This is a genomic window from Nocardia sp. NPDC051463 (assembly GCF_040681975.1).
GTDB lineage: Bacteria > Actinomycetota > Actinomycetes > Mycobacteriales > Mycobacteriaceae > Nocardia.
This window is the reverse complement of sequence record NZ_JBFBAB010000006.1, coordinates 57,583-73,004: the sequence shown is the minus strand read 5'-3', so window position 1 is coordinate 73,004 and position 15,422 is coordinate 57,583. Positions and strand designations below refer to the sequence as shown.

Annotated in this window: 11 protein-coding genes and 1 tRNA gene; 9 read left to right on the top strand and 3 right to left on the bottom strand. The window is 66.5% G+C overall.

Annotated elements, in window-relative coordinates; translation table 11 throughout:
• Positions 1–921: 921 nt before the first annotated feature.
• Positions 922–2,262 (bottom strand): amidase family protein, encoded by a 1,341-nt coding sequence (locus AB0M74_RS11515; RefSeq protein ID WP_364904993.1) that lies wholly within the window; start codon positions 2,260–2,262, stop codon positions 922–924.
• Positions 2,263–2,414: 152 nt separating this feature from the next.
• Between AB0M74_RS11515 and AB0M74_RS11510 the strand changes: the two genes are divergently transcribed.
• From AB0M74_RS11510 to AB0M74_RS11500, 3 genes are read left to right on the top strand one after another with little or no spacing between them, the layout of a single operon-like run.
• A complete protein-coding gene (locus AB0M74_RS11510; RefSeq protein WP_364904990.1) occupies positions 2,415–3,059 on the top strand; it encodes an urea carboxylase-associated family protein in 645 nt (214 codons plus the stop codon).
• On the top strand, positions 3,046–4,173 hold the full coding sequence (locus AB0M74_RS11505) for an NADH:flavin oxidoreductase (RefSeq protein WP_364904987.1): 1,128 nt from the start codon (positions 3,046–3,048) through the stop codon (positions 4,171–4,173). Before AB0M74_RS11510 ends, AB0M74_RS11505 begins: the two co-directional genes overlap by 14 nt.
• On the top strand, positions 4,170–5,039 hold the full coding sequence (locus AB0M74_RS11500; RefSeq protein ID WP_364904984.1) for a polysaccharide deacetylase: 870 nt from the start codon (positions 4,170–4,172) through the stop codon (positions 5,037–5,039). The genes AB0M74_RS11505 and AB0M74_RS11500 overlap by 4 nt, the downstream gene beginning before the upstream one ends.
• Here AB0M74_RS11500 and AB0M74_RS11495 read toward each other — a convergent pair.
• Positions 5,006–6,655, bottom strand: a complete 1,650-nt coding sequence (locus AB0M74_RS11495) for a PucR family transcriptional regulator ligand-binding domain-containing protein (protein ID WP_364904982.1) — start codon at positions 6,653–6,655, stop codon at positions 5,006–5,008. The two genes, AB0M74_RS11500 and AB0M74_RS11495, sit on opposite strands and share 34 nt — an antisense overlap.
• A gap of 106 nt (positions 6,656–6,761) precedes the next feature.
• Between AB0M74_RS11495 and AB0M74_RS11490 the strand changes: the two genes are divergently transcribed.
• On the top strand, positions 6,762–8,207 hold the full coding sequence (locus tag AB0M74_RS11490; RefSeq protein ID WP_364904979.1) for a cytosine permease: 1,446 nt from the start codon (positions 6,762–6,764) through the stop codon (positions 8,205–8,207).
• A gap of 363 nt (positions 8,208–8,570) precedes the next feature.
• On the opposite strand, the gene AB0M74_RS11485 is transcribed toward AB0M74_RS11490, so the two are convergent.
• Positions 8,571–8,653 (bottom strand) — tRNA-Leu (locus tag AB0M74_RS11485).
• A gap of 226 nt (positions 8,654–8,879) precedes the next feature.
• Between AB0M74_RS11485 and AB0M74_RS11480 the strand changes: the two genes are divergently transcribed.
• The 5 genes from AB0M74_RS11480 (at position 8,880) to AB0M74_RS11460 (ending at position 15,407) form a co-directional block, all read left to right on the top strand.
• A complete protein-coding gene (locus AB0M74_RS11480; protein WP_364904976.1) occupies positions 8,880–10,280 on the top strand; it encodes an FhaA domain-containing protein in 1,401 nt (466 codons plus the stop codon).
• A gap of 201 nt (positions 10,281–10,481) precedes the next feature.
• Positions 10,482–10,949 carry an FHA domain-containing protein gene (locus tag AB0M74_RS11475; protein WP_364904974.1) on the top strand — a complete coding sequence of 156 codons (468 nt, stop codon included), beginning with the start codon at positions 10,482–10,484 and terminating at the stop codon, positions 10,947–10,949.
• On the top strand, positions 10,946–12,454 hold the full coding sequence (locus AB0M74_RS11470; protein WP_364904972.1) for a PP2C family serine/threonine-protein phosphatase: 1,509 nt from the start codon (positions 10,946–10,948) through the stop codon (positions 12,452–12,454). Before AB0M74_RS11475 ends, AB0M74_RS11470 begins: the two co-directional genes overlap by 4 nt.
• Positions 12,454–13,944: an FtsW/RodA/SpoVE family cell cycle protein gene (locus AB0M74_RS11465; RefSeq protein ID WP_364904970.1), complete on the top strand. Its 1,491-nt coding sequence runs from the start codon at positions 12,454–12,456 to the stop codon at positions 13,942–13,944. The genes AB0M74_RS11470 and AB0M74_RS11465 overlap by 1 nt, the downstream gene beginning before the upstream one ends.
• Positions 13,941–15,407, top strand: coding sequence for a penicillin-binding protein 2 (locus tag AB0M74_RS11460; protein ID WP_364904968.1), 1,467 nt, complete (start codon positions 13,941–13,943; stop codon positions 15,405–15,407). The genes AB0M74_RS11465 and AB0M74_RS11460 overlap by 4 nt, the downstream gene beginning before the upstream one ends.
• The last annotated feature ends 15 nt before the right edge of the window (positions 15,408–15,422 follow it).

Here is a 15,422-nt window from a genome sequence, read left to right as displayed (position 1 = left end):
GATTCGGCTACCGCGGACATGCGGTGGATCGGCAGACTGTCGGCCATCGATTGTCGTTCGACCGAATCGGATGCGGAAATCTTCAACACTCGCAGCGGCATTCGGCCGAGCTCGGTGCCGCACGGCGACGCATCGGCGCGCTGCGGGCGCCACCCGCAGCGCACTGTGGTCCGCGAGGCTCCGGCGGCCGACGCGATTTCCCTGGTTGACGCCGTCTTCCGTCGAGGTGCGACCTTCAGACGTCGGACGTCACCGCTGGTTAACGAGACGTAGTCCATGTGAACGTTCCTTTCACCGCGGTGAAAGGCGTACCGGCAACATCACGGAAATTACCTGGCCCAACACGTGCAGCCAGTACTTCGTCCGTCCAGAAGACGACATCAGTGCTCATCAAAATCTCTCTCCGCCAAGCAGACAGCGGGACATGCGTCCAGTTGCCTGCTGAGAGTTAGCCTGCCAGCCGAATCCGTTCCTCGCAACTGGTGTGCCGCCCTTTTATGTGCCACCCTTCGGTGGCTCGTCGATCCGGTACGAAGCAAGCCGCTGACATATCAGGGATCAGCGCGCGAGGCGGCCGGTGAACACCGGTAGAGGCGGCATCGACATCGACCCGAATTCGAGACCTCCAAGATCAGCGCGTCGACGACCGCGGTGATGTCATGTCGATAATGGTGAGTGATGGATTGTGTTGCGCGCCTATGTTTCTCGCTCTCCGGTGCCATTTCGGTCCGACCACGCGATGGTGACGCGGGGCCAGTGCGCGCGAAAAAGAGAATTCGCCGGATGTTCGCGATCGGGATGTCGCGGTGCGCCCCGGCGGCAGGAACGACCGCGATCCCGACAGCAGACTGGCCACGCGGCACCATCGTCGCGCGCCGGGGCGAACGGCCCGGCCGCCGAGATCGAACGGCGACGTCTCGCTCAGTGGGCGATCAGCGGTCCGGCCGAGTTCACGACCCGCTGCACCCAGGCCGCGCAGTCCACAAGGGCTACATCGTCGTTGGACGGTCGGGAGAGCAGGATACCGGCGCGAGGCCCGGGCCGCACGGCAGGCGCGGGCAGGGTGATGCCGCAACTGCCGAGGTAGCTGAGCACCATGGTGGTGCGCAGAACGGCGGTGTTTGCGCTGTCGTACCGATCCGGGTCGGATTGCAGGTCGGCCGTGCCCGGTGGGATGCGGCGCACGGTGGGGCACAGGAGCGTGGCGGCACCGAGGTCGGCGGCGAACTCCGCACGCAAGGCCGCCATCGCGGCGTAAACAGGGCCGATCGAATCACCTGTATGCGTGTTGTTTGCGAGTCTGCGCCGGGTGGCGAGTTCGATCGGCATCGTCGAGTCGAGCCGGTGGCGATGCAGGAGGAAGGCCTCGGCGCCAACGATCGTTCCGTTGCCGTCCATCAGGTTCTGGGCGTTCGACAGCGAAGGCACCGGACGGATCTGAACGTCAGCGCCTGCGGCGCGGAGTTCGGCGACCGCGTGGTCGAACTCGTCGGATATCTCCGGCGCGATGTCTTCGGACCATTCGCCCGCAGGGACGACGAACCGCGGCGGTAGCAGCCTGCTACCGCCGCGCCCGGCGGGGACGAGCACACGGTCGAGAGCGGCGAGGTCCTCCACGGTGGTCGCGAACACACCGACGCTGTCGAGTGTCGCCGACAGCGGCGCGAAGTCGTGGGGGCCATATCTACCGGGGCTGGCGCGATATCCGACGATGCCGCACAGAGCCGCGGGCACGCGCACGGATCCGGAGGTGTCGGTCCCGATCGCCAGTGGAACGATTCCGCGCGCGACCGCGACCGCGGAACCCGACGACGATCCGCCCGGGATCAGCTCCGGGTCGACGGGGTTGACGGGCGTACCGAAGCAGAGATTGATCCCTAGTCCCGAGAAGGCGAACTCGCTGAGATTGGTTTTGCCGATGGTGACAAGTCCGCTGTCGTGCAGGCGCCGCACGAGGTGGCTGTCCACAGCGGCGGGTTCATCGTGGAGGTGGCTGGCCGAGCCACAGGTCGTGACGGTGCCTTGGACGTCGAATACGTCCTTCCACACGATGGGGACTCCGTCGAGCCTGCTGCGGCGCGCGCCGCGCAAGGCGCGGCGGTCGGACGCCTCGGCCTGGTAGCGGGCACGTTCGCCGGTGACGGCAATCATTACCGCGGCCGAATCAGGTTGCCGAGCACGGTCGACCGCTGCGGTAACCAGCTGCGCCGACGTGGTCGCGCCGCTCGCGAGGGCCCGCGCCATTGCGATGGCGGTAGTCATGGGTAGGTACTCCAGATGCTCGGTCCGGAACTCATTGAGCACACGCTATCGCGCAGGCATCGATACGGGTATGTGCGAACATCTACCTAAGGACCCCAGGAGTGTGTATATATCCATTCCCCCGGCCGCTACAGTTCTGTTGACTGAGTGGCATGACAGCGTTGAGCTACCCGGAGCCGGTGACCATACCGGCCAGGCAGGCCCGGTCGGTGACCTTGCGCAAAGGCGAGCGCTTACGGATCACCGACGTCGCGGGCGGCCAAGTGGGCGATGTATTCGCCTACAACATCGAGGACGTCACCGAGCACCACAGCGCCTCGCACACCCGCACCCACATCAGCCGCCTGTTCCCCGCGTTGGGCGAATCCTTCGTGACCAACCGGCGGCGCCCTATCCTCACCTACCTGGCCGACACATCCCCTGGTCGGCACGACATGTTGATCGCCGCCTGCGATCCGGAACGCTATGCGGCATACGGCGATCCGGATCATGCCAGCTGCGCGGACAATCTGCGGCAGGCGATGGCCGACCTCGGCCACCCGCCGCTGCCGTTCATTCCGCAGCCGATCAACGTCTTCATGCGCATCCCCGTCGCCGCGGACGGGGAGCTGTCCTGGCTCGCGGCCGCCACCGCGCCCGGGGATTCGATCACCTTCCGCGCGGACATGGACTGCCTCGTCGTCGTCTCGTCCTGTCCGCAGGACCACAACGTCATCAACGGTGTCGGACCCACCCCGCTGGCCCTGACCATTTTGCCCCCGACCACCATCGAGGAGAACACCGATGAGCACCACTGAACTCGAACTGGCCCATCCCGCGCTCGAGCCGTTCGGCCTCGACTCGCTGAGGTTGCGCAACCGGTTCGCCGTCGCACCGATGACCCGCATCTCCGCCGAACCCGACGGCACGCCGACCACGCAGATGACCGAGTACTACCGCGAGTACGCGGCGGGTGGATTCGGCTTGATCATCACCGAGGGCATCTACCCGGATGCCGCCCACAGCCAAGGCTATTTCAATCAGCCCGGCTTGGTCACCGACCGGCACATCGCCGGATGGCGCGCGGTAGTGGATGCCGTACACGGTGCCGGGAGCCCGATCGTCGCGCAACTGATGCACGCCGGTGCCATCTCGCAGGGCAACGCCTATGGCTTCGAGACCATTGGACCGTCGGCCGTTGTGCCGCGCGGGCAGATGATGGCCGACTACGGCGGCGCGGGCGGAGCGTGGAACGCGCCCCGGGAAATGACCGCGCGCGATATCGACGATGTCATCGCCGGATACGCCGCCGCCGCCGAGAACGCCAGGTCGGCGGGTTTCGACGGGGTCGAGATTCACGCGGCCAACGGCTATCTGCTCGACCAGTTCCTCACCGACTACACCAACCAGCGCACCGACGAATACGGCGGTTCGGTGGAGAATCGGATCCGCCTGACCGTGCGCGTACTGCAGGCCGTGCGTGCGGCGCTCGGTGATTTCCCCATCGGTGTGCGGCTGTCGCAGACCAAGGTCAACGACTTCACCTACCGCTGGCCCGGCGCCGATGCCGACGCGCGGGTCGTCTTCGCGGCCCTGTCCGACGCGACCTACCTGCATATCGCCAGTGAGGGTAGGAATTTCCTCGAGACCGCGCGTTTCCCGAGCGGCTCGACCATCACGCAGCTGGCCCGTGAGGTGTCCGGCCGTCCGGTCATCGCCAATGGAGGCATGCACGCGCTCCCCCAGGCCGCCGATGTCTTGACCGGCGGGCACGCCGATGTCCTGTCCCTCGGTCAGGGCGCGCTGGCGAATCCGGACCTGCCGCGCCGGGTCGAGACGGGGGCGCCGTTGGCTCCGTTCGACCATGAGATGCTCCATCCCATGGCCACCCTGGACAGTGCCGCGGCATGGCGCGCGCGAACCGACCAATGAGCGAAAGCGACTGGACCCGCGGCGCGGCCGCCGTGGCGACACTCACCTTCGATGTCGACGCGGAGACGCCCATCCTCGCGGAAGGGCGTCACTACGCCGACCATCCCATGGTGATGTCACACCAGTCCTACGGCCCGGATGTCGGCGTGCCGCGGATCCTCGATCTGCTCGATGAGATGGCCGTTGCCGCAACGTTCTTCGTGCCGGGCTGGGTCGCCGAGCAGCGTCCGGGCCTGGCCCGTTCGATCGTCGACCGCGGGCACGAGGTCGCGCACCACTCCTACAGTCACCGCGCGCCCACTTCGTTGCCACCCGGTGCCGAACGCGCGGATTTCGTCCGCGCATTGGATGTTTTCGCCGCACAGGGCATCGACATCGCCGGACATCGTGCGGCGATGTGGAGCGCCAGCCACGAAACCATCGGTCTGGTCGCCGAATACGGGCTGGCCTACGACTCGTCGCTGATGGGTGACGACCGGCCGTATCTGGTCGAGGGCACGCACCCGCCGGTGGTGGAGCTGCCGGTGCATTGGTCGCTCGACGATTGGGAGCAGTACGCGTATCTTCCCGAGCCGCGGATCGGCTCGGTCATCGAATCACCGATCAAGGTCGAGCAGATGTGGCGCGCCGAACTCGACGGGATGCGGCATTACGGCTGTTTGTTCAACGTGTGTATGCACCCGTTCCTCACCGGGCGGCCGGGCCGGATGATGGCGCTGCGCAACCTCATCTCGTATGCCAAGGAGTGTGGGGATGTGACCTTCGCGCGCTGTCGCGATGTAGCTGCCCGGGCCCGCGAGGACGTGGGAACTGCGCGTCGCGCGCTACCGAGCTACGACGTGGATCCGGCTGTGTATCCGAACTGATTTCGCGCCGGCCGGTCACCGCGTAGCCGGGTGCGATCGGTGCCCGGTCCGACAGACTCGGCGGCCAAGGCCAGGAACAGGTCGACGGTGTCCTCCAGCCGATTGACGTTGCGGCCGGTCAACTCGGTGATCCGAGCCATGCGGTTGCGCAGGGTGTTGACGTGCACATGCAGTGCTGCGGCCGTCACACCCCATTGCCCGTCATGGCGGAGAAAAGTTCGCAGGGTGTGTTCGAGTTCGGTGTGTGCACGAGTGTCGTGCTCGCGGATGATGCCGAGCACCTGATCGGTGAACCGGTGCAGCACTTGTTCGTCGAGCAGGCCCAGCAGCATCCGGAAGGTCGCGATATCGGCGAAAGAGGCCGTGTCCCGGCCGTCCTGCCCGCGCAGCACTTGGCAGACTTCTCTGGCACGCACCAGCGGTTCCCGCAAGGCGGCTGCGGCGGTGGCGATCTCGCCGAGCCCGATGACGATCCGTGCAGCGGCCGGCACTCGCCTCCCGACTTCCGCCGAGAGTTCGCGGGCGAAACGCGTCAGCTCCTGCGGGGTGTGCTCCCACGGGCAGACGGCCACCACGTCCCGGCTTCCCGCCGCGGTGAACACCGGTATGCCGTGCGTGGCGAAGAACGCGCCGACCGCGTCGGCGATGTCGTCGGGCGGCAGGTCGGGGCTTCCGGACGGGGATACCGGTGCCAGCGCGAACACGCCGAGCGGCTGGTCCGACGGCACCCCGTAGGCGCGCAGCCGCTGACTCACCTCACCGCTGCGCCGCGGCCCGGAGAGGATCATCTCGAGCAGCTCGGCCGCGAAGCGCGCCTCGATGGCGTGCACTGCCTGCTGTTTGGTGACCTCCAGACTCAGGAATCGAGCCGCCTGGGCGAGCGCTTCCCGATCGGCGGCGGCCAGTTTCGTGGCCGGTTCCAGGCAATACAGCCCGGCGTCGACCTCCCCCATCACGCCCTCGACGAGGTAGAGCGCGGACGGCCCCGACCCCAGCAGATCGACCTCTATCGGCGGTGGCGTGCGGTTGAGCGCCGCGGCGGCGAGGCGGACCTGCTCCCCGGTCGGTTCGCAGCCGATACTGGCCAGACAGCGCCCCTTGCGATCAACGACCAGCAGCGGCAGTTCCGTTTCGCCACGCAGGATTTCGAGGACCCCCGCCGCGCCGCTGCCCCGCGACAGCGCGGTGGCCAGCGCGTCCCCGCGGTGCACGGTCGCGGTCAGTTCCGCCTGCAGCACCTCGTTCTGGATCCGGGCAGCGGCCCGAGTGAGCGCGGCGAACGGCACCCCGATGCACAGTTCGACCAGTGGCAGCCCGCGCGAAACACACAGCGCGGCGAGTTCTTCGGGAAGTGCCGGGGTCTGCGCCGTCAGCCCGAACACCAACCCGATGGCACCCGCCCGCGCGACCGCGTCGACGAACCGCTCCGACGAAACGTGCGGCAACCACAGGCCGTTGGTCAGCACCAGCTCGCCGGGCCGGACGTATCGCGACGGATCGGGCAGTTCCGTGGTGTGCAGCCAGCGGATTTCCGCCGCCAGTTGCTCAGTGAGTTGCGGCGTCATCACCCGCAGCCCCAGCGCTGGATCGGCAACAAGTCGCCCAATGGTCAACACCTATAGAAATGTACACAGCAGACGGACATCGCTAGATGAATACACATTCCTCTCTCGTGCCGAGCGGTGCTGTTATGAGATGAATCACTACCGAAAGAGGGAAGTCATGTCATCCCCGCAACTGCCCGGCACCACAACCACGGCGAGCGCCGACCCGGATATCGGCGACACCGGCGTCCGCTTCGACGCGCACGGTGTACTCCCCATTCCCGACCGGGAGCGGGACTGCTCTTCCTGGGAACTGTTCTGGATCTGGTGCGGCGCGAATATCGCTCCCATCAACTGGGTGCTCGGCGCACTCGGGATCGCACTCGGGCTCAGCCTGATCGAAACGCTGATCGTCGTCACGGTCGGGAATCTCTTCGGCTGCGCGGTATTCGGCCTGTTCAATGTCATCGGCCACCGCACCGCCGTCAATCAGATGGTGCTGGGACGTTCGGCGTTCGGCATCACCGGAGCCGTGCTGCCCGCGGTCGTCCAAGGCCTGCTGACCATGGCGTGGGTGGGAGTGAACACCTGGGTCGTGCTCGATCTCGTACTCGCCGTGCTCGAGCAGATCGGTATCCGGGGCGGCATGGAGCTCGAGGTCGTTGTCGCGGCGGTCATCATGATGGTTCAGCTCGCGCTTGCGCTGTACGGGTTCTACGCGATCCGCACGTTCGAGAAGTACACCGTCCCCCTCACCATCGCGGTGATGGTGGCGATGACCGTGGTGGCACTCGCCCGCACGCACCTGGACTGGACCGCCGCTCCGGCCGCGACGCCCGGTGGGAAGCTCACCGCGATCACGCAACTCGTCACCGCCATCGGCGTCGGCTGGGGCCTCACCTGGATCCCGTACGCCGCGGACTACAGCCGATTCGCTCGGCCGAAGCTGCCCGCCAGAACCGTGTTCTGGGCATCGGCGGCCGGTATGTACCTGCCCACCGTCTGGCTCGCCGCGCTCGGCGCCTGCCTCGCGAGCGCAGGCGGTAGCGCCGACCCGTCCACTCTCGTAGTCAGCACCTTCGGCGTGCTCGCCGTCCCGGTACTGCTGCTGATCATGCACGGCCCGATCGCCACCAACATCCTCAATCTGTACTCGTGCTCGCTGGCCGCGCTGACCATCGGCATCCGTGTCGCCCGATGGAAGGTCACTCTGTTCGCCGGCGTGGTGGCCTCCGCGGTACTGGCCGTTTTCATCGACTCGTCGAGTTTCGCGCATGCCTTCGACAACTGGATGGTGTCGATCCTGATGTGGATCAGCCCCTGGATGTCCATCCTGCTCGTCGACTACTTCCTGGTACGTCGTCGTGCCCTCTCGATCCCCGACCTCTACCGCGACGGCACGACATCGATCTACGGGAAGTTCAATGCGTGCGCCCTGGTGAGCGTCGCCGCCGGACTGCTCGCCGGCTGGTCCTGGCAGTACGGGATGGTTCCCGCCATGCAAGGACCGATGGCGAAAGCGCTGGGCAACACCGACTTCTCCTGGTTGGCCGGCAGCCTCGTCGCCGGCGGTGTCTACGGCGTCCTGACCGTCCTGGTCGCCGCTCGCCGCACCCGCCGATGAATTGCCTATTCGGATCAGGGCGGCCACGCCTCGTCGCGGTACCCACCGCATGGCGATAGATCACCGACCGGGAATTACAGAGCGGCCGCGTGCTCTCCACCACGCTCAACAGGGGCCCCTGGTTATCTCGCCACCGCGCCGGCCCCGCGCGGCGCTGCTTCCACTGTGCTGAAGTGCCGCCGCCACCAGTGGGCGCGACGAACACCTCTGCCTTCAATGCTGGGAACACGCCGACGCCAATGTTGGGCGACACGGCCTTCAGCGTCGGTCCCGGCTAGAGCTCGGTGACCTGGGTCCTGTCGACGACAAAAAAGCCGCAGATCAGAAATTCTCTGATCTGCGGCTTTCTCGCACTACCATTTGTGGGCGAAGGGGGACTTGAACCCCCACGTCCCGAAGGACACTGGCACCTGAAGCCAGCGCGTCTGCCATTCCGCCACTCGCCCGAGCGACTGGGAGACAGTATCACGCGAATATGCGGGACACGAAATCGGCGTCCGGCGGCCTTTGTGCGCAGGCCAGGCAACCACGGGAACCCGCTGGAATTTCCAGGAGTTACAGGTGTGGACGATCGTGGATATCATGCAATGAACGTGGTCGACACACGACACGCCATGCCTGCGTGTCGTTGTTATCAATCAGAACAGGACGCTCAACCGAAGGGAGGCCGAGATGGGCATCGTTTCACGGTTCGAGCGTCGTCTGCAGGGCGCCGTCGATGATGCGTTCGCCAGGGCATTCGGCGGCAGTGTCGTGCCGCAGGAGGTGGAGGCCGCGCTGCAACGCGAAGCCGCTGATCACGTCCAGGATCTGGGCGGCGGCCACCAGTTGGCGGCCAACAATTATGTGATCACCATCAACCCGTCCGATCATGAGCAACTCGTCGCGGATCATGAGCTCACGACCCGCGCGTTCGCCAAACACCTGCAGGACTACATCCGCGACCAAGGCTGGCAGACCTACGGCGAAGTACACGTGGCGTTCGAGGCATCACCTACGCTGCACACCGGACAGTTCAGGGCGAGCGGCCGAGTCGATCCCGACGTCGGCCGTCGAGCTCACAGCCCTGAGCCCACGCCACAACGACCTGCAAACCCGCAACCAGGAGCTGGCCCCATGACGCAGAACTCAGGCTACGACCCCAGCCGTGAGCCCGCGGAGTCCGATCCACGCAACCGCGGGTACGCACCACCACCCGCCGGCCGGGGCGGTCCGCAAAACGGTGCGTACCGCGAGGACTACGGCCGTGGTGGCGCGCCGTACCCGGGCGGCACCGACTACCAGGCACCGGACTCCCAGCAGGGGTACGGCGACTATCAGAACGGCTACGACTACCAGGGCGGCTACGGCCAGCAGGGCCAGCCCGGTTACCAGGAGCCGGGCTACGGTCAGCCGGGCTACAGCGACCGCGGTGGCTACGGCCAGCAGGGCGGTGGCTACGCCGAACCCGACTACGGCCAGCAGGGTTACCAGGAGCCGGGTTACGGGCAGCCCGGGTACGGCCAGCAAAGCTACGGCGAGCCCGGTTACGGGCAGCAGGGCTACGGTCAGCCCGGCTACGGAGAACAGGGTTACGCCGAACCGGGTTACGGTCAGCCGCAAGGCTATGGCCAGCAGCCGGCCTACGGTGAACAGGGTTACGCCGAACCCGGTTACGCCGAACCGGGCTACGCCGCGCCCGACGAGCAGGGCGGCTACGGCCAGGCCTACTCGCAACAGCCCGGCTACGCCGCACAACCGGGCTACGCCGCACCCGCCTACGGCGGTGGCGCGCAAGCCGGTTCGGGCTACTCGGCAACTCTTCAGCTCGACGACGGCAGCGGACGCACCTACCAGCTCCGTGAGGGCAGCAACATCATCGGCCGCGGTCAGGACGCCCACTTCCGGCTGCCCGACACCGGTGTATCGCGCAGGCACATCGAGGTCCGCTGGGACGGCGCGACCGCGATGCTTTCGGATCTGGGATCCACCAACGGAACCCTCGTCAATGGTTCCCCGGTGCAGGATTGGCAGCTCGCCGACGGAGATGTCATCCGTGCCGGGCATTCCGAGATCCTGATCCGTATCGTCTGATCCTGTAAGTTCGCGATGCGGGTCACGACATGGCCATCAGGGATTCTGCGGTCGTATCGTGATCGGAATCGGCTGACGGCCCTATGATGCTGCCAACACACGCGCGGCACCAGAACCGGGGCCGGCAAGACCAGCAAGCCGGCGGGGGCGCTCCAGCACCTACGGCACCGACGTACACGGTCGAACAGGAGGTGGAACGCCGTGCAGGGATTGATCCTGCAATTGACCCGTGCGGGGTTCCTACTGCTGCTATGGCTGTTCGTGTGGGCGGTACTGCGGACCTTGCGCAGCGACATCTACGCGGCATCCGGCATACGGATCCAGCCCAGGGCCGCACGCGGTTCCGCGGTGCTGCCTTCCTTCAGCCGAGGCCAGAAGGGCGCCAAATATCTTGTGGTGACTCAAGGTTCACTCGCCGGCACCCGCATTTCGCTCAGCACCCAACCGGTGCTGATCGGGCGGGCGGACGATTCCACGCTGGTACTCACAGATGATTACGCCTCCACCAGGCACGCGCGGTTGTCGCCGCGCGGTGACGACTGGTACGTCGAAGATCTCGGTTCGACGAACGGCACCTACCTCGACCGCGCGAAAGTCACCACCGCAGTCCGAGTTCCACTCGGAACTCCCGTCCGTGTCGGCAAAACAGTGATCGAGCTGCGATCGTGACACTTGTTCTCCGCTACGCAGCGCGTAGCGACCGTGGTCTTGTCCGAGGTAACAACGAGGACTCCGTCTACGCGGGTGCACGCCTGCTCGCGCTGGCCGACGGCATGGGTGGCCATGCCGCGGGCGAGGTGGCCTCTCAGTTGATGATCGCCGCACTGGCGCATCTCGACGACGACGAGCCCGGCGACGACCTCCTCGGCAAGCTCGACGCGGCTACCCACGAGGGCAATGCCGCGATCGCCGACCACGTCGAGGAAGAGCCCGAACTCGATGGCATGGGCACCACGCTCACCGCGATCCTGTTCGCGGGCAAGAAACTCGGCCTCGTCCATATCGGCGACTCCCGCGCGTACCTGTTGCGCGGTGGCGAGCTGACCCAGATCACCAGAGACGACACGTTCGTCCAGTCACTGGTCGACGAGGGCCGGATCACCCCCGAGCAGGCGCACACCCATCCGCAACGCTCACTGATCATGCGTGCCCTCACCGGCAACGAGATCGAGCCGACGCTGATCATGCGCGAGGCGCGCGCGGGCGATCGCTATCTCCTGTGCTCCGACGGCCTGTCCGACGTGGTCAGCGACGAGACGATCGCCAACACCATGCGCGAGGGCAGCCAGGACGAATGTGCCGACCGGCTCATCGAGCTCGCCTTGCGCAGCGGCGGGCCGGACAACGTGACCGTCGTCGTCGCCGATGTCATCGATCTGGATTACGGGCAGAGCCATCCCATCGTCGCGGGCGCTGCCTCCGGTCAGGACGAGGACACACCGCCGCCGAATACCGCGGCAGGCCGGGCCGCCGCCATGCGTCCGCCGCGTGCGGCGCCACGGCGTGCCCCGGCAGCGCCCGAGCCGCCCGCACAGGGCAAGTCGCACAAGCTGCGCTGGATCGTGCTCGCGATCGCCCTCGTGGTGGCCGTATGCGTCGGTCTCTTGGTCGGCTACAAGATGATTCGCAGCAACTATTACGTTGCCGCGGACAACGGCCAAGTGGTGATCCTGCGCGGGCTACCCGGTTCGGTGCTCGGGTATTCCATCCACGAGGTCGATCTGGTCGGCTGCGTCAAGTCCTCCGGTGAACTCACCCTGGAGCAGCCCGGCCAGGATCTGCCTCCTGGCTGCCGAGTGCTGAAGGCCGCCGATCTCAAGTCCACAGGGCGCACCCAGGTGGACCGCGGCCTGCCGCCGACCTCGCTGGACAAGGCCAAGGACCAGATGAAGGTCCTCGCACAGGACGAGCTGCTGCCGCCGTGCCCGGTCCGTGAGCAGGCCCCGCAGCCAGGAGTTGTGCCACCCGTGGCGCCGCCGCCGCCGTCGTCGACCGGCAGCCCGGCGCCCAGCCCGAGCGAGAACCCGCCGCCGCCCGCGGGGACCGAACCGAATCCGGGTGAGACCAGGGGTACCGACGTGAAGACGCCGACCAAGTCGGAGCCGACGGCGCCGACGGCGACCGCGGCAGCGAACCCCCAGATCGCGGGGGAGACCTGCCGGGTGACGGACTGATGTCCGCACCGGCACCGCCGACCGCTGGGGCTTTTCCCAGTCCTCCCGGCGGCTTCGCTCCCGCGCCGCCGCCATCCACCCGACGCCACGTCGAATTGCTGTTACTGGCCTTGGCGGGGGTCATCACGACCGCAGCCCTGTTTCTGGTCGAAGCCAGCCAGGAGCAGTCGGTCACTGTGGATATCGCCAAATACGGACTGGCGTTCTTCGCGCTGTTCGCGGTCGCGCATCTTGCGGTGCGCCGCTTCGCGCCGTTCGCCGATCCACTGCTTCTACCGATCGTCGCCCTGCTCAACGGCCTGGGATTGGTGTTGATCCATCGCCTCGATCTCGCCGACGCACAGACCGCCGAATACAACTCCTCGGCAATCCCCTCCCCCGACGCCAACCAGCAGATCATGTGGACCGGCCTCGGGATGGTGGTGTTCATCGCGCTGTTGATCGTGCTGCGCGACTACCGCACACTGGCCCGCTACAGCTACACCCTAGGCCTGTTGGGCCTTGTCGCGCTGGCGATTCCGGCATTGCTGCCCGGAGCATATTCGGAGACCAACGGCGCCAAGATCTGGATAAGATTGCCGGGATTCAGTGTGCAGCCGGGGGAATTCTCGAAAATCCTGCTCATCATCTTTTTCGCCTCGGTGCTGGTGGCCAAGCGCGATCTGTTCACCGCGGCCGGGCGGCATTTCCTCGGCATGGAGTTCCCACGCGGGCGCGACCTCGGTCCGATCCTGGTGGTCTGGATCGTGTGCATCTGTGTGCTGGTCTTCGAAAAGGACCTCGGCACTTCGTTGTTGATCTTCAGCACCGTGCTGGTGATGCTCTACATCGCCACCGAACGCGTCGGCTGGCTGATCATCGGCGGCGGCCTGCTCGCGGTGGGATTCTTCTTCGCCTACCAGGCCTTCGGCCATGTGCGAGTGCGCACGCAGACCTGGCTGGATCCGTTCGCGGACTACAGCAACACCGGCTACCAGATCTCGCAGTCGCTGTTCGGGCTCGCGACCGGCGGGCTCGCGGGCACCGGCCTCGGCAGCGGCCGGCCCTCGCAGGTGCCCTTCGCCAAGACCGACTTCATCATCACCACCATCGGTGAGGAGCTCGGTCTGATCGGGCTCGCCGCGGTGCTGGTGCTGTTCCTGGTATTCATCGTGCGCGGCCTGCGCACGGCACTCGCCGTGCGCGACAGCTTCGGCAAGCTGCTTGCCGCCGGTCTATCGTTCACCATCGCGATCCAGCTGTTCGTCGTGGTCGGCGGCGTCACCAAGCTCATTCCGCTGACCGGCCTCACCACCCCGTTCATGTCCTACGGCGGTTCGTCGCTGCTGGCCAACTACGCGCTGCTCGCGTTGCTGATCAAGGTTTCCGACGCCGCGCGCGCCCCCGCACCGGTCCGGAAGAAGGAGCCTGCGCCGATCGCGGACGCGCCGACGGAACTACTGCGCAAGTCCGCCGAACCGGGCCCATCGGAAGCGAGGCCCCAGGAATGAACACGCCCCTACGGCGGGTCGCGGTGGCGGTGATGTTGATGATCGTCGCGCTGCTGATCAATGCCACCTACGTGCAGGTCATCAAGGCCGACGACTACCGGAACGACCCGCGCAACTCACGGGTGCTGCTGGACGAGTACGCCCGCCAGCGCGGGCAGATCTCCGCGCGCGGCACGGTGCTCGCCAATTCGGTCGCCACCGAGGATCGCTACAAGTACCTGCGCACCTACCCCGAAGACCCGCAGGCGTACGCGCCGGTCACCGGCTTCTACTCGATGCAGTACGGCAGCACCGGCCTGGAACGCGCCGAGGACTCGGTGCTCAACGGTTCCGACAGCCAACTGTTCGGGCGCCGCCTGATCGATATGATCTCCGGTCGCGATCCGCGCGGCGGCAATGTGCTCACCACGTTGAATCCGGCGATGCAGAAGGTCGCCTACGACCAGCTGACCAGCAAGGGCTACACCGGTTCGGTAGTGGCGATCGAACCGAGCACCGGCAAAGTTCTCACGATGGTCTCCACACCCAGCTACGATCCCAACCTGCTGTCCGGGCACGACGGTGCCAGTGGCACCAAGGAATGGGAGATGCTGAGCACCGACCCCCATCAGCCGATGCTCAATCGCGCTGTCTCGCAGACCTATCCGCCGGGATCCACCTTCAAGGTGGTGGTCACCGCGGCCGCACTGTCGAACGGAACGGCGACCCCGGAGGATCAATTCACCGCGGCGCCCAACATCACCCTGCCCGGCACCAGCACCACGCTGGAGAACTACAACGGCTCCACCTGTGGTGGCGGCCCGACCGCGTCGCTGTACGACGCCTTCCGGATGTCCTGCAACACCGCGTTCGTCGAACTCGGACTCAAGGTCGGGGCCGCGAACCTCAAGGACGAGGCAGCCGCCTTCGGTATCGGCGCGCACCGCGGCATCCCGATCCCGGTCGCCGAGAGCACCATCGGGACGATCTCGGACAACGCGGCACTCGGCCAGAGCAGCATCGGACAACGCGACGTCGCGCTCACGCCGCTGGACAACGCGGTCATCGCGGCGACCATCGCCAACGGCGGCGTCCGAATGGAACCGCAGCTGATCGAACAACTGCAGGGCCCGGATCTGAGCGAGCTGTCCAAGCCCAAGCCCGTCTCAGTGGGCCAAGCTGTCAGCGCTCAGGTAGCGTCGACGCTCACCAACCTGATGGTGGCCTCGGAGCAGAACACCGCCGGAGCTTCGCAGTCCCGGTACCAGATCGCTTCCAAGACCGGCACGGCCGAGCACGGCAGCAATCCGCGCAGCACCCCACCGCACGCTTGGTACATCGCGTTCGCTCCCGCACAGAACCCGAAGATCGCCATCGCGGTCATCGTGGAGAACGGCGGAGACCGGGCGCTGGCCGCCACCGGTGGCTCGGTGGCCGCGCCCGTCGCGCGTGCGGTGCTGGACGCCGGACTGCGAGGCAGCTGAAGGATATGAACGTGC

Coding starts and splice junctions, on each gene's coding strand:
- AB0M74_RS11490 (WP_364904979.1), top strand. CDS start 6,762: ATGTCATCCCCGCAACTGCCCGGCACCACAACCACGGCGAGCGCCGAC.
- AB0M74_RS11510 (WP_364904990.1), top strand. CDS start 2,415: ATGACAGCGTTGAGCTACCCGGAGCCGGTGACCATACCGGCCAGGCAG.
- AB0M74_RS11500 (WP_364904984.1), top strand. CDS start 4,170: ATGAGCGAAAGCGACTGGACCCGCGGCGCGGCCGCCGTGGCGACACTC.
- AB0M74_RS11480 (WP_364904976.1), top strand. CDS start 8,880: ATGGGCATCGTTTCACGGTTCGAGCGTCGTCTGCAGGGCGCCGTCGAT.
- AB0M74_RS11505 (WP_364904987.1), top strand. CDS start 3,046: ATGAGCACCACTGAACTCGAACTGGCCCATCCCGCGCTCGAGCCGTTC.
- AB0M74_RS11515 (WP_364904993.1), bottom strand. CDS start 2,262: ATGACTACCGCCATCGCAATGGCGCGGGCCCTCGCGAGCGGCGCGACC.
- AB0M74_RS11460 (WP_364904968.1), top strand. CDS start 13,941: ATGAACACGCCCCTACGGCGGGTCGCGGTGGCGGTGATGTTGATGATC.
- AB0M74_RS11465 (WP_364904970.1), top strand. CDS start 12,454: ATGTCCGCACCGGCACCGCCGACCGCTGGGGCTTTTCCCAGTCCTCCC.